Source organism: Pseudomonas inefficax (genome assembly GCF_032164165.1).
Classification (GTDB): Bacteria; Pseudomonadota; Gammaproteobacteria; order Pseudomonadales; family Pseudomonadaceae; genus Aquipseudomonas; species Aquipseudomonas inefficax.
On sequence record NZ_CP134401.1, the window covers coordinates 3,145,892 to 3,166,844 of the forward strand.

Here is a 20,953-nt window from a genome sequence, read left to right on the forward strand (position 1 = left end):
ACACGAATTGCTTGATTCATTGTAAAAGACGATGCTGTAACGCGACCCTGTTATAGGTCTGTAGCTCAGTTGGTTAGAGCGCACCCCTGATAAGGGTGAGGTCGGCAGTTCAAATCTGCCCAGACCTACCATTACATGGTTCAGCCGTAGAATACGGGGCCATAGCTCAGCTGGGAGAGCGCCTGCCTTGCACGCAGGAGGTCAGCGGTTCGATCCCGCTTGGCTCCACCACTTCCGCAGTACACAGTAACTTGTCAGAACTTAGAAATGAGCATTCAGATCGAATGTTGATTTCTGACTTTTGTCAGATCGTTCTTTAAAAATTCGGATATGTGATAGATATAGACTGATAGCCAGTTTCACTGCTGGTTAATCAGGCTAAGGTAAAATTTGTGAGTTCTGCTCGAAAGAGCAACATGCGAATTTTCGGCGAATGTCGTCTTCACAGTATAACCAGATTGCTTGGGGTTATATGGTCAAGTGAAGAAGCGCATACGGTGGATGCCTTGGCAGTCAGAGGCGATGAAAGACGTGGTAGCCTGCGATAAGCTTTGGGGAGTCGGCAAACAGACTGTGATCCAGAGATCTCTGAATGGGGGAACCCACTCAGCATAAGCTGAGTATCTTGTACTGAATACATAGGTGCAAGAGGCGAACCAGGGGAACTGAAACATCTAAGTACCCTGAGGAAAAGAAATCAACCGAGATTCCCTTAGTAGTGGCGAGCGAACGGGGACCAGCCCTTAAGTTGATTTGAGATTAGTGGAACGCTCTGGAAAGTGCGGCCATAGTGGGTGATAGCCCCGTACACGAAAATCTCTTGTCAATGAAATCGAGTAGGACGGAGCACGAGAAACTTTGTCTGAATATGGGGGGACCATCCTCCAAGGCTAAATACTACTGACTGACCGATAGTGAACCAGTACCGTGAGGGAAAGGCGAAAAGAACCCCGGAGAGGGGAGTGAAATAGAACCTGAAACCGTATGCGTACAAGCAGTGGGAGCCTACTTTGTTAGGTGACTGCGTACCTTTTGTATAATGGGTCAGCGACTTATATTCAGTGGCGAGCTTAACCGAATAGGGGAGGCGTAGCGAAAGCGAGTCTTAATAGGGCGTTTAGTCGCTGGGTATAGACCCGAAACCGGGCGATCTATCCATGGGCAGGTTGAAGGTTAGGTAACACTGACTGGAGGACCGAACCGACTACCGTTGAAAAGTTAGCGGATGACCTGTGGATCGGAGTGAAAGGCTAATCAAGCTCGGAGATAGCTGGTTCTCCTCGAAAGCTATTTAGGTAGCGCCTCATGTATCACTGTAGGGGGTAGAGCACTGTTTCGGCTAGGGGGTCATCCCGACTTACCAAACCGATGCAAACTCCGAATACCTACAAGTGCCGAGCATGGGAGACACACGGCGGGTGCTAACGTCCGTCGTGAAAAGGGAAACAACCCAGACCGTCAGCTAAGGTCCCAAAGTCATGGTTAAGTGGGAAACGATGTGGGAAGGCTTAGACAGCTAGGAGGTTGGCTTAGAAGCAGCCACCCTTTAAAGAAAGCGTAATAGCTCACTAGTCGAGTCGGCCTGCGCGGAAGATGTAACGGGGCTCAAACCATGCACCGAAGCTACGGGTGTCATCTTACGATGACGCGGTAGAGGAGCGTTCTGTAAGCCTGTGAAGGTGAGTTGAGAAGCTTGCTGGAGGTATCAGAAGTGCGAATGCTGACATGAGTAACGACAATGCGAGTGAAAAACTCGCACGCCGAAAGACCAAGGTTTCCTGCGCAACGTTAATCGACGCAGGGTTAGTCGGTCCCTAAGGCGAGGCTGAAAAGCGTAGTCGATGGAAAACAGGTTAATATTCCTGTACTTCCAGTTATTGCGATGGAGGGACGGAGAAGGTTAGGCCAGCCTGGCGTTGGTTGTCCAGGTTTAAGGTGGTAGGCTGAAATCTTAGGCAAATCCGGGATTTCAAGGCCGAGAGCTGATGACGAGTTGCCTTTAGGCGACGAAGTGGTTGATACCATGCTTCCAAGAAAAGCTCCTAAGCTTCAGATAACTGGGAACCGTACCCCAAACCGACACAGGTGGTTAGGTAGAGAATACCAAGGCGCTTGAGAGAACTCGGGTGAAGGAACTAGGCAAAATGGCACCGTAACTTCGGGAGAAGGTGCGCCGGCGAGGGTGAAGGACTTGCTCCGTAAGCCCATGCCGGTCGAAGATACCAGGCCGCTGCGACTGTTTATTAAAAACACAGCACTCTGCAAACACGAAAGTGGACGTATAGGGTGTGACGCCTGCCCGGTGCCGGAAGGTTAATTGATGGGGTTAGCGCAAGCGAAGCTCTTGATCGAAGCCCCGGTAAACGGCGGCCGTAACTATAACGGTCCTAAGGTAGCGAAATTCCTTGTCGGGTAAGTTCCGACCTGCACGAATGGCGTAACGATGGCGGCGCTGTCTCCACCCGAGACTCAGTGAAATTGAAATCGCTGTGAAGATGCAGTGTATCCGCGGCTAGACGGAAAGACCCCGTGAACCTTTACTATAGCTTTGCACTGGACTTTGAATTTGCTTGTGTAGGATAGGTGGGAGGCTTTGAAGTGGGGACGCCAGTTCTCATGGAGCCATCCTTGAAATACCACCCTGGCAACTTTGAGGTTCTAACTCAGGTCCGTTATCCGGATCGAGGACAGTGTATGGTGGGTAGTTTGACTGGGGCGGTCTCCTCCCAAAGAGTAACGGAGGAGTACGAAGGTGCGCTCAGACCGGTCGGAAATCGGTCGTAGAGTATAAAGGCAAAAGCGCGCTTGACTGCGAGACAAACACGTCGAGCAGGTACGAAAGTAGGTCTTAGTGATCCGGTGGTTCTGTATGGAAGGGCCATCGCTCAACGGATAAAAGGTACTCCGGGGATAACAGGCTGATACCGCCCAAGAGTTCATATCGACGGCGGTGTTTGGCACCTCGATGTCGGCTCATCACATCCTGGGGCTGAAGCCGGTCCCAAGGGTATGGCTGTTCGCCATTTAAAGTGGTACGCGAGCTGGGTTTAGAACGTCGTGAGACAGTTCGGTCCCTATCTGCCGTGGACGTTTGAGATTTGAGAGGGGCTGCTCCTAGTACGAGAGGACCGGAGTGGACGAACCTCTGGTGTTCCGGTTGTCACGCCAGTGGCATTGCCGGGTAGCTATGTTCGGAAGAGATAACCGCTGAAAGCATCTAAGCGGGAAACTTGCCTCAAGATGAGATCTCACTGGGATCTTGAATCCCCTAAAGGGCCGTCGAAGACTACGACGTTGATAGGTTGGGTGTGTAAGCGCTGTGAGGCGTTGAGCTAACCAATACTAATTGCCCGTGAGGCTTGACCATATAACACCCAAGCAATCTGCTACGCAGATTGTGGTGGTGAAGACGAAACGAACCGAAAGTTCGCACTGTTCACAAAAGCACCACAGATATCGCATATCCGAATTCGCTGGGCTGTCCATCTGGACATTCTGGCAACAGAATTTCTTGACGACCATAGAGCATTGGAACCACCTGATCCCATCCCGAACTCAGCAGTGAAACGATGCATCGCCGATGGTAGTGTGGGGTTTCCCCATGTGAGAGTAGGTCATCGTCAAGATTCATTTCGCAAAACCCCTATCTGCGCATGCAGGTAGGGGTTTTGTCTTTGTGGCCCGGAAGCCACAGGCCTGCACAACCCTTCTCTGTGGGAGCGGGTTCACCCGCGAACACCGGCAAAGCCGGTGCCATCCACCGCGCTGTCTGCTTCGCGGTTAAAGCCCTCAAGTGCGGCGCGGTCTTCGAGGGGGGGGCTGCGGGGGGTGGCCTCCATCCTGCCGGCAGGCCCTTTTCCTATGCAAGCCAACAGCCCATAGCTATCATGCCTGCCTTATTCCAAGTCGAGACTGGCATGCTGAAGTTGTTGAATCTCCTCAAGGATGGACGGTTCCATTCCGGAGAAGCTTTGGGGGCCGCCCTCGGGGTAAGTCGCAGCGCTGTTTGGAAGCAGCTGCAGCACCTGGAGAGCGAACTGAACCTCACTATTCACAAGGTTCGTGGGCGCGGCTATCAGCTATCGGCGCCACTGGCTTTGCTCGATGCACAAGCGATTGCCGAGTTTACCGAAGGCGAGCAGTGGCCTGTTTTTATCCACGACACCATCGATTCGACCAATGCCGAAGGCCTGCGGCTCGCCGCGGAAGGGCAGATTGCTCCATTCCTGATCCTGGCTGAGCGCCAGAGCGCCGGCCGTGGTCGGCGCGGTCGGCAGTGGGTCAGCCCGTTTGCCGAAAACCTGTATTACAGCCTGGTACTCCGTGTGGATGGCGGCATGCGCCAGCTCGAGGGCTTGAGTCTAGTGGTGGGGTTGGCGGTTATGCGTACCCTGCAGGCGTTTGGGGTGAAGGATGTAGGGCTCAAATGGCCCAATGATGTCCTCGTTCGCGGACAGAAGATCACCGGTATCCTCTTGGAATTGGTGGGCGACCCGGCAGATGTATGCCATGTGGTGCTGGGTATCGGCATCAATGTGAACATGCAGCTCAACGATCAGGTCGACCAGCTGTGGACCTCGATGCGCCGCGAAGCAGGGGCGGCAGTCGACCGTAACCGGCTGGTAGCGTTGCTCAGCCAGCAGTTGCAGCACGAATTGGCGCGGCATCGTCGCTACGGGTTTGCTGCATTCCAGGAAGAATGGGAGCAGGCGCACCTCTGGCAGGGGCGCAAGGTTTCTCTGATTGCCGGTAACACACATATCGATGGTGTGGTTCTTGGTGTCGACGGGCAGGGCGGTTTGCGCCTTGAGGTGGACGGGGTGGAAAAGAGCTTTAGTGGTGGTGAGCTCAGTTTGAGGTTGCGCGATGATTCTTGAGCTCGATTGCGGTAACAGTTTCATCAAGTGGCGGGTAATCCATGTCGCTGATGCAGCGATCGAAAGCGGCGGTATCGTCGACTCCGATCAGGCGCTGGTGGCCGAGGTGGCTGCACTTGCTTCCGTGCGTCTTACCGGCTGCCGCATTGTCAGTGTGCGCAGTGAAGAAGAAACCGACGCGCTTTGCGCGCTGATTGCCCAGGCGTTTGCCGTGCAAGCGCGAGTGGCGCACCCGGCCCAGGAACTGGCGGGTGTGCGCAATGGCTATGACGACTACCAGCGCCTGGGCATGGACCGTTGGTTGGCGGCGTTGGGAGCCTTTCACCTGGCCGGGCGCTCATGCCTGGTCATTGATCTGGGCACCGCTGCAAAAGCGGATTTCGTTGCAGCGGACGGCGAGCACCTGGGTGGCTACATCTGCCCGGGTATGCCATTGATGCGTAGCCAGTTGCGTACGCACACCCGGCGTATCCGTTATGACGATGCCTCGGCTGAGCGTGCATTGGCAAGCCTGGCGCCAGGGCGTTCGACTGTCGAGGCGGTCGAGCGCGGATGCGTTTTGATGCTCCAGGGTTTCGCGCGTACCCAGCTCGAACAGGCGCGGGCGCTGTGGGGGGACGATTTTGCAGTCTTTCTCACCGGCGGTGACGCGCCGTTGGTAAAAGAGGCCGTGCCGCAGGCGCGCGTCGTGCCTGACCTGGTTTTCGTTGGCTTGGCCATGGCCTGCCCATTGGATTGAGGTGCCTATGCGTTGGTTGTTTCTGCTGTTACTGGTGCTCAACGTCTTTTATTACGTGTGGCACCAGCAGGAAGCCCCGCTGAAGGTCAAGGAAGTGGCACCCCTTTCGCTGTACAAGGGGAATCAGCAAGAAATCCGTCTGTTGCGTGAAACAGGTGTGTCGGCGCCACCCAAACGTCGGGATGAGTGCCTGGTAGTCGGCGGCGTTATGGGTCAGGGGGAGCTCGATGCACTGCGTCAGCGTCTGTTAAGCCTGGATATTTCCACGCTACCGGTGGCGGGCCAGCTAGCGGGAGCGGAGGGTCGTTGGCTCAAGGTTGCCGCTGAAAGCGAGCGTTTGCTGGACCAAACCGTCATCGCAATTCTTTCCAACGATTTCAAAGACTTAAAACACAAAATTATTTTCTGCCAGGGTATTGCAACTGGCGAATAGCTTGATAGAATGGCGCCCGCTTCACAGGGAACACCACTCAGGTGGTAGAGCTGGAAGCGGTGTCAAAGCAGCTAAGTTTCAGATTTGATTGAAAAAATTTGAAAAAACGCTTGACACTAGGACGGCAGACAAATAGAATGCCGGCCACATCTGGAGGGATTCCCGAGCGGTCAAAGGGGACGGACTGTAAATCCGTTGCGAGAGCTTCGAAGGTTCGAATCCTTCTCCCTCCACCAGTTTTAGCGAGAGCCGCAAGCTCCGCGGGTATAGTTTAGTGGTAGAACCTCAGCCTTCCAAGCTGATGATGCGGGTTCGATTCCCGCTACCCGCTCCAAGTTTGCTGGATTTTGCACAAAGTGTTTCGCTCTTGTAGCTCAGTTGGTAGAGCACACCCTTGGTAAGGGTGAGGTCAGCGGTTCAAGTCCGCTCAAGAGCTCCATATAAACAAGGCAGATATGAAAATATCTGCCTTTGTTTTATCAGCGCAAGACTATTTCTTCTGCGGAGGATTGTATCGATGGCTAAGGAAAAGTTTGATCGTTCCCTTCCCCACGTTAACGTCGGCACTATCGGCCACGTTGACCACGGTAAGACCACTCTGACCGCAGCTCTGACTCGCGTCTGCTCCGAAGTTTTCGGTTCGGCAGTCGTTGAGTTCGACAAGATCGACTCGGCTCCGGAAGAAAAAGCGCGCGGTATCACCATCAACACCGCTCACGTCGAGTACAACTCGAACATTCGTCACTACGCTCACGTTGACTGCCCAGGTCACGCTGACTACGTGAAGAACATGATCACCGGTGCTGCCCAGATGGACGGCGCGATCCTGGTTTGCTCGGCTGCCGATGGTCCGATGCCGCAAACCCGTGAGCACATCCTGCTGTCCCGTCAGGTAGGCGTTCCTTACATCGTGGTCTTCCTGAACAAGGCTGACCTGGTAGACGACGCCGAGCTGCTGGAACTGGTCGAGATGGAAGTTCGCGACCTGCTGTCCACCTACGACTTCCCAGGCGACGACACCCCGATCATCATCGGTTCGGCTCGTATGGCGCTGGAAGGCAAAGACGACAACGAAATGGGTACTACCGCTGTCAAGAAGCTGGTAGAAACTCTGGATGCCTACATCCCTGAGCCAGTTCGTGCCGTTGACCAGCCGTTCCTGATGCCGATCGAAGACGTATTCTCGATCTCGGGTCGTGGTACCGTTGTTACCGGTCGTATCGAGCGTGGTATCGTCCGCGTTCAGGATCCGCTGGAAATCGTTGGTCTGCGTGACACCACCACCACCACCTGCACCGGTGTTGAGATGTTCCGCAAGCTGCTGGACGAAGGCCGTGCTGGCGAGAACTGCGGCGTTCTGCTGCGTGGTACCAAGCGTGACGACGTTGAGCGTGGCCAGGTTCTGGTCAAGCCAGGTTCGGTCAAGCCGCACACCAAGTTCACCGCAGAAGTCTACGTTCTGTCGAAGGAAGAAGGCGGTCGTCACACTCCGTTCTTCAAAGGCTACCGTCCTCAGTTCTACTTCCGTACCACTGACGTGACCGGTAACTGCGAACTGCCGGAAGGCGTTGAAATGGTAATGCCAGGTGACAACATTCAGATGACTGTTACCCTGATCAAGACCATCGCAATGGAAGACGGTCTGCGCTTCGCTATCCGTGAAGGCGGTCGTACCGTCGGCGCCGGCGTCGTAGCAAAAATTATTGAATAAGTAGTTGATTTACTTGATCAGGCCGGTATAATGGCCGGCCTGATACAGCGTTACAGGTCAGTAGCTCAATTGGCAGAGCGACGGTCTCCAAAACCGTAGGTTGGGGGTTCGATTCCCTCCTGACCTGCCATTTCACTTCGGTGTGATGGCTTTCTTCTTACAGGATCCTCCTCGATGACTCCCAAAACTGAAGCCCAAGAATCGCGTTTTGATCTGTTCAAGTGGCTGGCTGTAGTGGCTTTGGTGGTTGTCGGCGTAGTGGGTAACCAGTATTACTCCGCGTCCCCGATCCTGTATCGCGTCCTTGCACTTCTCGTCCTGGCTGCTGTCGCGGGCTTTGTTGCCTTGCAGACTGCGAAGGGCAAGTCGTTCTTTACGCTGGCGAAGGAAGCTCGTACCGAGATTCGTAAAGTCGTGTGGCCGACCCGCCAGGAAACCACCCAGACCACGCTGATTGTCGTGGCTGTTGTGCTGGTTATGGCACTGCTGCTGTGGGGTCTTGATTCCCTGCTCGGCTGGGCGGTCTCCTTGATCGTTGGCTAAAGGTGATCCGTGGCTAAGCGTTGGTATGTTGTGCATGCTTACTCGGGTTACGAGAAGCATGTAATGCGCTCCCTGATCGAGCGCGTCAAGCTGGCTGGCATGGAAGACGGTTTCGGCGAGATCCTGGTCCCGACCGAAGAAGTCGTCGAAATGCGCAACGGCCAGAAGCGCAAGAGTGAGCGTAAATTCTTCCCTGGCTATGTATTGGTCCAGATGGAGATGAACGAAGGGACTTGGCACTTGGTCAAGGATACCCCTCGTGTGATGGGCTTTATTGGTGGTACCGCAGACAAGCCTGCGCCGATCACTGATAAAGAAGCTGAGGCCATCCTGCGTCGCGTAGCCGACGGTAGCGACAAGCCGAAGCCGAAGACACTGTTCGAGCCGGGTGAAGTGGTTCGAGTCATTGACGGTCCGTTCGCTGACTTCAATGGTAGTGTCGAAGAGGTTAACTACGAGAAGAGCCGCCTGCAGGTTGCAGTGCTCATTTTCGGTCGCTCTACTCCGGTAGAGCTCGAGTTCAGCCAGGTCGAAAAGGTCTAGGCGGACGAAGCATCCCATACCCCGCAGCCCTGTGTGCTGCGGGGTTTTGTCGTCACTGGGATAAAACGCAAGTCATCCGGGGAGCCATCAGGCGTTCGTACCCGATTTTGGAGTAGCTCATGGCTAAGAAGATTCAGGCTTACATCAAGCTGCAAGTTAAGGCCGGCCAGGCCAACCCAAGCCCACCCGTTGGTCCAGCACTGGGTCAACACGGTGTGAACATCATGGAATTCTGCAAGGCCTTCAACGCCCGTACTCAGGGTCAAGAAGCCGGCCTGCCGACTCCTGTGATCATCACTGTCTACAGCGACCGTAGCTTCACCTTCGAGACCAAGAGCACCCCTGCCTCGGTTCTGCTGAAGAAAGCTGCTGGCCTGACCAGTGGTTCGGCTCGTCCGAACACCGTTAAAGTCGGTACCGTTACCCGTGCTCAGCTGGAAGACATCGCCAAGGCTAAACAGGCTGATCTGACTGCCGCTGACCTGGACGCTGCTGTACGCACCATCGCTGGCTCTGCCCGCAGCATGGGCCTGAACGTGGAGGGTGTGTAATGGCTAAGCTGACCAAACGCCAAAAGGCAATCGCCGAGAAAATCGAAGCAGGCAAGGCCTACAACTTCGAAGAAGCGGCCACTCTGCTGGCTTCGCTGCCGGCTGCCAAGTTCGTAGAGTCCTACGACATCGCCGTTAACCTCGGTGTTGACCCGCGTAAATCCGACCAGGTCGTACGTAGCGCTACCGTGCTGCCACACGGCACTGGCAAGACCGTTCGCGTTGCTGTCTTCACCCAGGGTCCAGCTGCTGAAGCCGCTCTGGCTGCCGGCGCTGACCGCGTAGGTATGGACGATCTGGCTGCCGAAATGAAAGGCGGCGACCTGAACTATGACGTCGTCATCGCATCGCCTGATGCCATGCGCGTTGTAGGTCAGCTGGGTCAGGTTCTGGGTCCTCGCGGCCTGATGCCTAACCCGAAAGTTGGTACCGTAACCCCAGACGTAGCCGGCGCCGTCAAGAACGCCAAGGCTGGTCAGGTTCGCTACCGTACCGACAAGAACGGTATCATCCACACCTCCGTTGGCAAGATCGGCTTCGAAGCCGGCAAGCTGAAGGAAAACGTTGAAGCCCTGATCGCTGATCTGAAGCGTATCAAGCCAGCTTCCTCGAAAGGTATCTACGTCAAGCGCGTTACCCTGAGCACCACCATGGGCCCAGGTCTGGTCATCGATCAGAGCTCGCTGAACGTGTAAGAACATGGTGGCGCGACTTGTCGCGCCACCTGCAAAAATTGGGGTCCCTGCCTGGCGGGGGCTATCCAAGACCGTAGGCGGCGCGAGCCTTAAAACACCAGCCCACGCAGATGGTGCTCCCGATTCGTTACCGAATCAGACACCAAAACGACATCCGGCTTCGGCCAGATGAAACGGTAAAAACCAGGAGTAAACCCGTGGCAATTAAACTCGAAGACAAGAAGGCCATCGTCGCTGAAGTCAACGAGGCTGCCAAAGTCGCTCTGTCCGCTGTCGTGGCTGATGCCCGTGGTGTGACTGTAAGCGCAATGACCGGACTCCGTAAAGAGGCCCGCGAAGCTGGCGTTTACGTACGTGTCGTACGTAACACCCTGCTCAAGCGCGCTGTTGAAGGCACCGAATTCTCGATCCTCAACGACGCGTTCAAAGGCCCGACCCTGATTGCTTTCTCCAACGAACACCCGGGCGCTGCTGCTCGTCTGTTCAAAGAGTTCGCCAAGGGTCAGGACAAGTTCGAGATCAAGGCAGCTGCGTTTGACGGCAATTTCATTGCAGCGAACCAGATCGACGTGTTGGCTACCCTGCCGACCCGCGACGAAGCTATCGCAAAACTGATGAGCGTTATTCAAGGCGCCACCAGCAAGCTGGCTCGTACTCTGGCAGCCATTCGCGACCAGAAAGAAGCTACCGCCGCCTAACGCGTGCGAACTCTTTCAAAATCATACGTTTAATTTGATGGCTGCGTAGGCTGTCACCCCAATACAGGATTTAAGTCATGTCTCTGACTAACGAACAAATCATCGAAGCAATCGGCCAGAAAACCGTTCTGGAAGTTGTTGAGCTGATCAAAGCTATGGAAGAAACCTTCGGCGTTACCGCTGCTGTTGCCGCTGCTGGCCCAGCTGCTGCTGCTGCCGTTGTTGAAGAGCAGACCGAGTTCAACGTTGTTCTGGTTGAAGCCGGCGACAAGAAAGTGAACGTGATCAAAGCCGTTCGCGAACTGACCGGTCTGGGCCTGAAAGAAGCCAAAGAGAAAGTCGATGGCGCTCCTCAGGTTGTAGCTGAAGGCGTTTCGAAAGAAGCCGCTGAAGACGCTAAGAAGAAGCTGGAAGAAGCTGGCGCTAAAGTCGAGCTGAAGTAATCTCGACCTTGCGACTCCAGTCCGAGCGTTGAGCGAAGGGCTGATGGCTGGTGGCTTATGCCACCGGCCTTTTTCCGTTATTGGTGGCCGGTCAGGCCGGCCCCGATAACAAGCTGCAAGACACCCATGTGGGTGGCGCAAACCAAGGGGTTTGCACGATTTTCTGGCTGCTCCCGCCGGGAGAAGCCAAACAAGCAGGTGACCAAGCTGGGGAACGCTGATGGCTTACTCATACACTGAGAAAAAACGTATCCGCAAGGACTTTAGCAAGTTGCCGGACGTCATGGATGTGCCTTACCTCCTGGCCATCCAGCTGGATTCGTATCGCGAATTCCTGCAAGCGGGAGCATCCAAGGATCAGTTCCGCGACGTCGGCCTGCACGCGGCCTTCAAATCGGTATTTCCGATCATCAGCTACTCCGGCAATGCTGCCCTGGAGTACGTAGGCTATCGCCTGGGCGAACCCGCCTTCGATGTGAAGGAATGTGTCCTGCGTGGCGTGACCTTTGCAGTCCCACTGCGGGTCAAGGTGCGCCTGATCATCTTCGACAAGGAATCGTCGAACAAAGCGATCAAGGACATCAAAGAGCAAGAAGTCTACATGGGTGAAATCCCCCTGATGACTGAGAACGGTACCTTCGTTATCAACGGTACCGAGCGTGTGATCGTTTCCCAGCTGCACCGTTCGCCTGGTGTGTTCTTCGACCACGACCGTGGCAAGACTCACAGCTCCGGCAAGCTGCTGTACTCCGCTCGCATCATCCCTTACCGCGGCTCCTGGCTGGACTTCGAGTTCGACCCGAAGGACTGCGTGTTCGTACGTATCGACCGTCGCCGCAAACTGCCGGCCTCGGTGCTGCTGCGTGCCCTGGGTTACAGCACTGAAGAAGTGCTGAACACCTTCTACACCACCAACGTGTTCCACATTTCCGGCGAGAAACTCAGCCTGGAACTGGTACCGCAGCGTCTGCGTGGTGAGGTTGCAGTCATGGATATCCATGACGAAACCGGCAAAGTCATCGTCGAGCAGGGCCGCCGTATTACCGCGCGCCACATCAACCAGCTCGAGAAGGCCGGCGTCAAGCAGCTGGACGTTCCTATGGAATACGTCCTGGGCCGCACTACCGCCAAGGCCATCGTGCATCCGGCTACCGGCGAGATCCTGGCCGAATGCAATACCGAGATGACCACCGAACTGCTGATCAAGGTCGCCAAGGCACAGGTCGTCCGTATCGAGACCCTGTACACCAACGACATCGACTGCGGTCCGTTCATCTCCGATACCCTGAAGATCGACACTACCAGCAACCAGCTGGAAGCCCTGGTCGAGATCTACCGCATGATGCGTCCTGGCGAGCCGCCAACCAAGGACGCTGCCGAGACCCTGTTCAACAACCTGTTCTTCAGCGCCGAGCGTTACGACCTGTCCGCCGTTGGCCGCATGAAGTTCAACCGTCGTATCGGTCGTACCGAGATCGAAGGTTCGGGCGTGCTGAGCAAGGAAGATATCGTCGAGGTTCTGAAGACCCTGGTCGACATCCGTAACGGCAAAGGCATCGTCGACGACATCGACCACCTGGGTAACCGTCGCGTACGTTGCGTCGGCGAGATGGCCGAGAACCAGTTCCGCGTTGGCCTGGTGCGCGTCGAGCGCGCGGTCAAGGAACGCCTGTCGATGGCGGAAAGCGAAGGCCTGATGCCGCAGGACCTGATCAATGCCAAGCCGGTAGCGGCGGCAGTGAAAGAGTTCTTCGGTTCCAGCCAGCTGTCCCAGTTCATGGACCAGAACAACCCGCTCTCCGAGATCACCCACAAGCGCCGCGTCTCCGCGCTCGGCCCTGGCGGTCTGACCCGTGAGCGTGCCGGCTTCGAAGTCCGTGACGTACACCCGACCCACTACGGCCGTGTGTGCCCGATCGAGACCCCTGAAGGTCCGAACATCGGTCTGATCAACTCCCTGGCAGCCTACGCCCGCACCAACCAGTACGGCTTCCTGGAAAGCCCGTACCGCGTGGTGAAGGAAGGCGTGGTCAGCGACGACATCGTGTTCCTGTCGGCCATTGAAGAAGCGGATCATGTCATCGCCCAGGCTTCGGCCGCGATGAACGAGAAGAAGCAACTGATCGATGAGCTGGTAGCTGTTCGTCACCTGAACGAATTCACCGTCAAGGCGCCGGAAGACGTCACCCTGATGGACGTTTCGCCGAAGCAGGTTGTTTCGGTCGCTGCGTCGCTGATTCCGTTCCTCGAGCACGACGACGCCAACCGTGCGTTGATGGGTTCGAACATGCAGCGTCAGGCTGTACCGACCCTGCGCGCCGACAAGCCGCTGGTAGGTACCGGCATGGAGCGCAACGTTGCTCGTGACTCCGGTGTCTGCGTGGTTGCTCGCCGCGGTGGTGTGATCGACTCGGTCGATGCCAGCCGTATCGTTGTTCGCGTTGCCGACGACGAAGTGGAAACCGGCGAAGCAGGTGTGGATATCTACAACCTGACCAAGTACACCCGTTCGAACCAGAACACCTGCATCAACCAGCGTCCGCTGGTGAGCAAGGGTGACAAGGTTCAGCGTGGCGACATCATGGCCGACGGCCCGTCCACCGATATGGGTGAACTGGCACTGGGTCAGAACATGCGCATCGCGTTCATGGCGTGGAACGGCTTCAACTTCGAAGACTCCATCTGCCTGTCCGAGCGTGTGGTCCAGGAAGACCGCTTCACCACCATCCACATCCAGGAACTGACCTGTGTGGCGCGTGACACCAAGCTTGGCCCAGAGGAAATCACTGCGGACATCCCGAACGTGGGTGAAGCCGCACTGAACAAGCTGGACGAAGCCGGTATCGTCTACGTGGGTGCCGAAGTCGGCGCTGGCGACATCCTGGTCGGCAAGGTCACGCCAAAAGGCGAAACCCAGCTGACTCCGGAAGAAAAACTGCTGCGCGCAATCTTCGGTGAGAAGGCCAGCGACGTTAAGGACACCTCCCTGCGCGTGCCGACCGGCACCAAGGGTACCGTCATCGACGTACAGGTCTTCACCCGTGATGGCGTCGAGCGCGACAGCCGCGCCCTGGCCATCGAGAAGATGCAGCTGGACGAGATCCGCAAGGACCTCAACGAAGAGTTCCGCATCGTCGAAGGCGCAACCTTCGAGCGTCTGCGTTCCGCCCTGAACGGCCAGGTGGTCGACGGTGGCGCGGGCCTGAAGAAAGGCACCGTGATCACTGACGAAGTGCTGGACGGTCTGGAGCACGGCCAGTGGTTCAAACTGCGCATGGCTGAAGATGCACTGAACGAGCAGCTGGAAAAGGCTCAGCAGTACATCGTCGACCGTCGCCGTCTGCTGGACGACAAGTTCGAAGACAAGAAGCGCAAGCTGCAGCAGGGCGATGACCTGGCACCGGGCGTACTGAAGATCGTCAAGGTTTACCTGGCAATCCGCCGTCGCATCCAGCCGGGTGACAAGATGGCCGGTCGTCACGGTAACAAGGGTGTTGTCTCGGTAATCATGCCGGTCGAAGACATGCCGCACGACGCCAACGGTACTCCGGTCGATGTCGTACTGAACCCGCTGGGCGTACCTTCGCGTATGAACGTCGGTCAGATCCTCGAAACCCACCTGGGCCTCGCAGCCAAAGGGCTGGGCGAGAAGATCGATCGCATGATCGAAGAGCAGCGCAAGGCCGCTGAACTGCGCGTGTTCCTGACCGAGGTCTACAACGAGATCGGCGGTCGTCAGGAAAACCTCGACGAGTTCACCGACGAAGAGATCCTGGCCCTGGCCCACAACCTGAAGAAGGGCGTGCCAATGGCTACCCCGGTCTTCGACGGTGCCAAGGAGCGCGAGATCAAGGCCATGCTGAAGCTGGCCGACCTGCCAGAGAGCGGCCAGATGGTGCTGTTCGATGGCCGTACCGGCAACAAGTTCGAGCGTCCTGTGACCGTTGGTTACATGTACATGCTCAAGCTGAACCACTTGGTGGACGACAAGATGCACGCGCGTTCCACTGGTTCCTACAGCCTGGTTACCCAGCAGCCGCTGGGTGGTAAGGCGCAGTTCGGTGGTCAGCGTTTCGGGGAGATGGAAGTGTGGGCGCTGGAAGCATACGGCGCGGCATACACCCTGCAAGAAATGCTCACAGTGAAGTCGGACGACGTGAACGGCCGTACCAAGATGTACAAGAACATCGTGGATGGCGATCACCGTATGGAGCCGGGCATGCCCGAGTCCTTCAACGTGTTGATCAAAGAGATCCGTTCGCTCGGTATCGATATCGATCTGGAAACCGAATAACACGTGACGCGAAGGGGAGTGGGGCAGGTAATGCCCGCTCCCTGCTCCGCCAGGAGGAAAGGCCTTGAAAGACCTACTGAATTTGCTGAAAAACCAGGGTCAAGTCGAAGAGTTCGACGCCATCCGCATCGGTCTGGCGTCGCCTGAAATGATCCGTTCGTGGTCGTTCGGTGAAGTTAAGAAGCCGGAAACCATCAACTACCGTACGTTCAAACCTGAGCGTGACGGCCTGTTCTGCGCCAAGATCTTTGGCCCAGTCAAGGACTACGAGTGCCTGTGCGGCAAGTACAAGCGCCTCAAGCACCGCGGCGTGATCTGCGAGAAGTGCGGCGTTGAAGTTGCCTTGGCAAAAGTTCGTCGTGAGCGCATGGCGCACATCGAACTGGCCTCGCCTGTTGCCCACATCTGGTTCCTGAAGTCGCTGCCGTCCCGTATCGGCCTGCTGATGGACATGACCCTGCGTGACATCGAGCGCGTGCTCTACTTCGAGAGCTACGTCGTTATCGACCCGGGCATGACCACTCTGGAAAAGGGTCAGCTGCTGAACGACGAGCAGTACTTCGAAGCGCTGGAAGAGTTCGGTGACGACTTCGACGCCCGCATGGGTGCCGAAGCTGTCCGCGAGCTGCTGCACGCTATCGACCTGGAGCACGAGATCGGTCGCCTGCGCGAAGAGATTCCGCAGACCAACTCGGAAACCAAGATCAAGAAGCTGTCCAAGCGCCTGAAGCTGATGGAAGCTTTCCAGGGCTCGGGCAACCTGCCTGAGTGGATGGTCCTGACCGTCTTGCCAGTGCTGCCGCCGGACCTGCGTCCGCTGGTACCGCTGGATGGTGGCCGCTTCGCGACCTCCGACCTGAACGACCTGTATCGTCGGGTGATCAACCGTAACAACCGTCTGAAGCGCCTGCTGGATCTGTCGGCGCCGGACATCATCGTGCGCAACGAAAAGCGCATGTTGCAGGAAGCGGTCGACGCCCTGCTGGACAACGGCCGTCGCGGTCGCGCCATCACTGGCTCGAACAAGCGTCCGCTGAAGTCCCTGGCCGACATGATCAAAGGTAAGCAAGGTCGCTTCCGTCAGAACCTGCTCGGTAAGCGTGTGGACTACTCCGGCCGTTCGGTAATTACCGTAGGCCCGACCCTGCGTCTGCACCAGTGCGGTCTGCCGAAGAAAATGGCTCTCGAGCTGTTCAAGCCGTTCATTTTCGGCAAGCTGGAAATGCGTGGTCTGGCGACCACCATCAAGGCTGCCAAGAAGATGGTCGAGCGCGAGCTGCCAGAGGTGTGGGACGTGCTCGCCGAGGTGATCCGCGAACACCCCGTGCTGCTCAACCGTGCACCGACCCTGCACCGTCTGGGTATCCAGGCCTTTGAACCGGTTCTGATCGAAGGTAAGGCCATCCAGCTGCACCCACTGGTCTGCGCCGCGTACAACGCCGACTTCGACGGTGACCAGATGGCCGTTCACGTGCCGCTGACCCTGGAAGCCCAGCTCGAAGCGCGCGCGCTGATGATGTCGACCAACAACATCTTGTCGCCAGCCAACGGTGAGCCAATCATCGTTCCGTCGCAGGACGTGGTACTGGGTCTGTACTACATGACCCGTGAAGCCATCAATGCCAAGGGCGAAGGTCGCGTATTCGCCGACCTGCAGGAAGTCGACCGCGTATTCCGCGCCGGCGAGGCTGCCCTGCACGCGAAAATCAAGGTTCGTATCAACGAAACCGTGAAAGAGCGTGATGGTTCCGTGGTCAAGAACACCCGTATCGTCGACACCACCGTCGGCCGTGCGCTGCTGTTCCAGGTTGTACCGGCAGGTCTGCCGTACGACGTGGTCAACCAGCCTATGAAGAAGAAGGCGATCTCCAAGCTGATCAACCAGTGCTATCGCGTGGTTGGTCTGAAAGAGACCGTGATCTTCGCTGACCAGCTGATGTACACCGGTTTCGCTTACTCGACCATTTCCGGCGTTTCCATCGGTGTTAACGACTTCGTTATCCCGGATGAAAAAGCCCGCATCATCGGTACCGCTACCGATGAAGTGAAGGAGATCGAGAGCCAGTACGCCTCCGGCCTGGTAACCCAGGGCGAGAAGTACAACAAGGTCATCGACTTGTGGTCGAAGGCGAACGACGAAGTGTCCAAGGCGATGATGGCCAACCTCTCGAAAGAGAAGGTCATCGACCGCGAAGGCAAGGAAGTCGAGCAAGAGTCCTTCAACTCGATGTACATGATGGCTGACTCCGGTGCGCGGGGTTCCGCAGCCCAGATCCGTCAGCTGGCCGGTATGCGTGGCCTGATGGCCAAGCCGGACGGCTCCATCATCGAGACGCCGATCACGGCGAACTTCCGTGAAGGCCTGAGCGTTCTGCAGTACTTCATTTCGACCCACGGTGCTCGTAAGGGTCTGGCGGATACCGCACTGAAGACTGCTAACTCCGGTTACCTGACTCGTCGTCTGGTAGACGTTGCCCAGGATCTGGTGGTTACCGAGATCGACTGCGGCACCGACCAGGGCCTGCTGATGACCCCGCACATCGAAGGTGGCGATGTTGTAGAGCCGCTGGGTGAGCGTGTACTGGGTCGTGTCATCGCCCGTGACGTGTTCAAGCCAGGCACCGAGGACGTCATCGTTCCGGCCGGCACCTTGGTCGACGAGAAGTGGGTAGAGTTCATCGAGCTGAACAGCATCGACGAAGTAGTCGTGCGTTCGCCGATCAACTGCGAAACCCGCTACGGTATCTGCGCCAAGTGCTACGGTCGTGACCTGGCTCGCGGTCACCAGGTGAACATCGGTGAAGCTGTCGGTGTTATCGCTGCACAGTCGATCGGTGAGCCGGGTACCCAGCTGACCATGCGTACGTTCCACATCGGTGGTGCTGCAAGCCGTACCTCGGCTGCCGACAGCGTCCAGGTGAAGAACGGCGGTATGGTGCGTCTGCACAACCTGAAGCAGGTAGAGCGTGCCGATGGCAACCTGGTTGCTGTATCGCGTTCGGGCGAGTTGGCGATTGCCGACGAGTTCGGTCGTGAGCGTGAGCGCTACAAGCTGCCTTACGGTGCGGTGATTTCGGTCAAGGAAGGTGACAAGGTCGAAGCTGGCGCCATCGTCGCCAAGTGGGACCCGCACACCCACCCGATCGTTACCGAGCTGAAAGGTACCGTGACCTTCGTGGGCATGGAAGAAAACATCACCATCAAGCGTCAGACCGACGAACTGACCGGTTTGACCAACATCGAAGTCCTGGACGTCAAGGATCGCCCTGCCGCTGGCAAGGAAATCCGTCCGGCAATCAAGATGGTCGATGCTTCTGGCAAGGATCTGTATCTGCCAGGTACCGACGTACCTGCCCAGTACTTCCTGCCGGCCAACGCCCTTGTCGGTGTGGCTGACGGTGCCCAGATCGGCGTTGGTGACGTTATCGCGCGTATCCCGCAAGAAACGTCGAAGACCCGTGACATCACCGGTGGTCTGCCGCGCGTTGCCGACCTGTTCGAAGCGCGCCGTCCGAAAGAAGCCTCGATTCTGGCTGAAGTCAGCGGCACCATCGCGTTCGGTAAAGAGACCAAGGGCAAGCGTCGTCTGGTCATCACTCCGACCGACGGTAGCGATCCGTACGAAGAGCTGATTCCGAAGTGGCGCCACCTGAACGTCTTCGAAGGCGAACAGGTAAACCGCGGCGAAGTTATCTCCGACGGCCCGAGCGATCCGCACGACATCCTGCGTCTGCTGGGTGTGAGCGCGCTGGCGAAGTACATCGTCAACGAGATCCAGGACGTTTACCGTCTGCAAGGCGTTAAGATCAACGACAAGCACATCGAGACCATCCTGCGTCAGATGCTGCGCAAGGTCGAGATCTCCGAGTCGGGCGATTCCAGCTTCATCAAGGGCGACCAGATGGAACTGACCCAGGTACTGGTAGAGAACGAGCGTCTCGCCGCCGAGGACAAGTTCGTCTCCAAGTTCACCCGCGTGCTGCTGGGTATCACCAAGGCGTCGCTGTCGACCGAGTCGTTCATCTCCGCGGCTTCCTTCCAGGAAACCACCCGCGTACTGACCGAAGCGGCGGTAACCGGCAAGCGCGATTACCTGCGCGGCCTGAAAGAGAACGTGGTCGTGGGTCGTCTGATCCCGGCCGGTACTGGTCTGGCCTACCACAGCGAGCGCAAGCGTCGCCGTGATGCCGACAAGCCGCTGCGTGTGAGCGCCAGTGAGGTGGAAGCCGCACTGACCGAAGCGCTGAACTCCAGCGGTAACTAAGTACAGGGCAGGGCCCCGGCAAGCCTCGAACGGTCATCGACGACATGAAATGTTGCCGATGATCGGGCGGGGAGGGCCGGGGCCTCGTCTTGACTGGGTGCAAGATCCTCTTTAGACTTTTGTACCCTTAAATTTGGTGAGGCTCCGTCTCGCCAATTTTTGGCTTTCTTGCAAGACAATAGAGTCGCAAGACAATCAGTGGAGCTAGTAGATGGCAACTATCAACCAGCTGGTACGTCAGCCGCGTAAGCGTTCGGTCGAGAAGTCCGACGTTCCTGCGCTGCAGAACTGCCCGCAGCGTCGTGGCGTGTGCACCCGCGTGTACACCACCACGCCGAAAAAACCTAACTCGGCACTGCGTAAAGTATGCCGTGTGCGTCTGACCAACGGTTTCGAGGTTTCCTCGTACATCGGTGGTGAAGGCCACAACCTGCAAGAGCACAGCGTCGTCCTGATTCGTGGCGGCCGTGTAAAAGACTTGCCAGGTGTTCGTTACCACACCGTTCGCGGCTCTCTGGATACTTCGGGCGTCAAAGGCCGTAACCAGGGTCGTTCGAAGTACGGTACCAAGCGTCCGAAGTAATCGGTCGTTTGCAGACATCCATTTATTTGAGTCGATAAGAGTAAGGTCGGGCAGGGGTCGAAGACCCACGTCCCGGGCTAACCTGAAGACCGTTTGAGGGCTTATCATGCCAAGACGTCGTGTAGCAGCAAAACGTGAGATCCTTGACGATCCGAAGTACGGATCCCAGATTCTCGCCAAGTTCATGAACCACGTGATGGAAAGCGGCAAGAAGGCCGTAGCCGAGCGCATCGTTTACGGTGCCCTGGATACCGTCAAAGCACGCAAGAACAGCGACCCCCTGGAAATCTTCGAGAAAGCTCTCGACGCCATCGCTCCGCTGGTCGAAGTAAAGTCCCGCCGTGTCGGCGGTGCCACTTACCAGGTTCCGGTTGAAGTTCGTCCATCCCGTCGTAACGCTCTGGCAATGCGCTGGCTCGTAGACTACGCCCGCAAGCGCGGCGAGAAGTCGATGGCCCTGCGCCTGGCCGGCGAACTGCTGGATGCTGCTGAAGGCAAGGGTGCTGCAGTCAAGAAGCGTGAAGACGTGCACCGTATGGCCGAAGCCAACAAAGCGTTCTCGCACTACCGCTTCTAATT

Annotated in this window: 14 protein-coding genes, 6 tRNA genes and 2 rRNA genes; all 22 read left to right on the plus strand. The window is 57.0% G+C overall.

Annotated elements, in window-relative coordinates; genetic code table 11:
• Positions 1 to 54 precede the first annotated feature (54 nt).
• The 22 genes from RIN61_RS14015 (at position 55) to rpsG (ending at position 20,951) form a co-directional block, all read left to right on the plus strand.
• Positions 55 to 131: transfer RNA gene (locus RIN61_RS14015), tRNA-Ile, on the plus strand.
• 24 nt (positions 132 to 155) lie between these two features.
• Positions 156 to 231 (plus strand) — tRNA-Ala (locus tag RIN61_RS14020).
• Positions 232 to 474: 243 nt separating this feature from the next.
• Positions 475 to 3,367, plus strand: a 23S ribosomal RNA gene (locus RIN61_RS14025).
• Between the two features lie 143 nt (positions 3,368 to 3,510).
• Positions 3,511 to 3,626 (plus strand): 5S ribosomal RNA (gene rrf, locus RIN61_RS14030).
• A 291-nt stretch (positions 3,627 to 3,917) separates the two neighbouring features.
• Positions 3,918 to 4,877: a bifunctional biotin--[acetyl-CoA-carboxylase] ligase/biotin operon repressor BirA gene (gene birA, locus RIN61_RS14035; protein ID WP_112254064.1), complete on the plus strand. Its 960-nt coding sequence runs from the start codon at positions 3,918 to 3,920 to the stop codon at positions 4,875 to 4,877.
• Positions 4,867 to 5,616 (plus strand): pantothenate kinase, encoded by a 750-nt coding sequence (locus RIN61_RS14040; RefSeq protein WP_207879403.1) that lies wholly within the window; start codon positions 4,867 to 4,869, stop codon positions 5,614 to 5,616. Before birA ends, RIN61_RS14040 begins: the two co-directional genes overlap by 11 nt.
• Before the next feature lie 7 nt (positions 5,617 to 5,623).
• Positions 5,624 to 6,049: a hypothetical protein gene (locus RIN61_RS14045; protein ID WP_112254065.1), complete on the plus strand. Its 426-nt coding sequence runs from the start codon at positions 5,624 to 5,626 to the stop codon at positions 6,047 to 6,049.
• A 152-nt stretch (positions 6,050 to 6,201) separates the two neighbouring features.
• Positions 6,202 to 6,285 (plus strand) — tRNA-Tyr (locus RIN61_RS14050).
• Positions 6,286 to 6,309: 24 nt separating this feature from the next.
• Positions 6,310 to 6,383, plus strand: a tRNA-Gly gene (locus RIN61_RS14055).
• A 29-nt stretch (positions 6,384 to 6,412) separates the two neighbouring features.
• A tRNA-Thr gene (locus RIN61_RS14060) sits at positions 6,413 to 6,488 on the plus strand.
• Positions 6,489 to 6,566: 78 nt separating this feature from the next.
• Positions 6,567 to 7,760, plus strand: a complete 1,194-nt coding sequence (gene tuf, locus RIN61_RS14065) for an elongation factor Tu (RefSeq protein WP_013970626.1) — start codon at positions 6,567 to 6,569, stop codon at positions 7,758 to 7,760.
• Positions 7,761 to 7,814: 54 nt separating this feature from the next.
• Positions 7,815 to 7,890 (plus strand) — tRNA-Trp (locus tag RIN61_RS14070).
• Positions 7,891 to 7,934: 44 nt separating this feature from the next.
• Positions 7,935 to 8,303, plus strand: a complete 369-nt coding sequence (gene secE, locus RIN61_RS14075; protein WP_112249307.1) for a preprotein translocase subunit SecE — start codon at positions 7,935 to 7,937, stop codon at positions 8,301 to 8,303.
• Positions 8,304 to 8,312: 9 nt separating this feature from the next.
• Positions 8,313 to 8,846, plus strand: coding sequence for a transcription termination/antitermination protein NusG (gene nusG / locus RIN61_RS14080; protein WP_003255501.1), 534 nt, complete (start codon positions 8,313 to 8,315; stop codon positions 8,844 to 8,846).
• A 119-nt stretch (positions 8,847 to 8,965) separates the two neighbouring features.
• Positions 8,966 to 9,397, plus strand: a complete 432-nt coding sequence (gene rplK / locus RIN61_RS14085; protein ID WP_003255500.1) for a 50S ribosomal protein L11 — start codon at positions 8,966 to 8,968, stop codon at positions 9,395 to 9,397.
• Complete coding sequence (gene rplA / locus RIN61_RS14090; protein ID WP_085626170.1) at positions 9,397 to 10,092, plus strand: 50S ribosomal protein L1; 696 nt, start codon at positions 9,397 to 9,399, stop codon at positions 10,090 to 10,092. The genes rplK and rplA overlap by 1 nt, the downstream gene beginning before the upstream one ends.
• A 197-nt stretch (positions 10,093 to 10,289) precedes the next feature.
• Entirely contained in the window at positions 10,290 to 10,790 is a 501-nt protein-coding gene (rplJ, locus tag RIN61_RS14095; protein ID WP_016715872.1) for a 50S ribosomal protein L10, read from the plus strand.
• Positions 10,791 to 10,867: 77 nt separating this feature from the next.
• Positions 10,868 to 11,233, plus strand: a complete 366-nt coding sequence (gene rplL / locus RIN61_RS14100; RefSeq protein WP_003255496.1) for a 50S ribosomal protein L7/L12 — start codon at positions 10,868 to 10,870, stop codon at positions 11,231 to 11,233.
• Positions 11,234 to 11,453: 220 nt separating this feature from the next.
• Positions 11,454 to 15,527 carry a DNA-directed RNA polymerase subunit beta gene (gene rpoB / locus RIN61_RS14105; protein WP_013970631.1) on the plus strand — a complete coding sequence of 1,358 codons (4,074 nt, stop codon included), beginning with the start codon at positions 11,454 to 11,456 and terminating at the stop codon, positions 15,525 to 15,527.
• Between the two features lie 64 nt (positions 15,528 to 15,591).
• On the plus strand, positions 15,592 to 19,791 hold the full coding sequence (gene rpoC / locus RIN61_RS14110; protein WP_112249306.1) for a DNA-directed RNA polymerase subunit beta': 4,200 nt from the start codon (positions 15,592 to 15,594) through the stop codon (positions 19,789 to 19,791).
• 211 nt (positions 19,792 to 20,002) lie between these two features.
• Positions 20,003 to 20,374, plus strand: coding sequence for a 30S ribosomal protein S12 (gene rpsL, locus RIN61_RS14115; protein WP_003255492.1), 372 nt, complete (start codon positions 20,003 to 20,005; stop codon positions 20,372 to 20,374).
• A gap of 106 nt (positions 20,375 to 20,480) precedes the next feature.
• The gene (gene rpsG, locus RIN61_RS14120; RefSeq protein ID WP_003246741.1) at positions 20,481 to 20,951 is read left to right on the plus strand and encodes a 30S ribosomal protein S7; all 471 of its coding nucleotides are present in this window, start codon (positions 20,481 to 20,483) and stop codon (positions 20,949 to 20,951) included.
• Positions 20,952 to 20,953 lie beyond the last annotated feature (2 nt).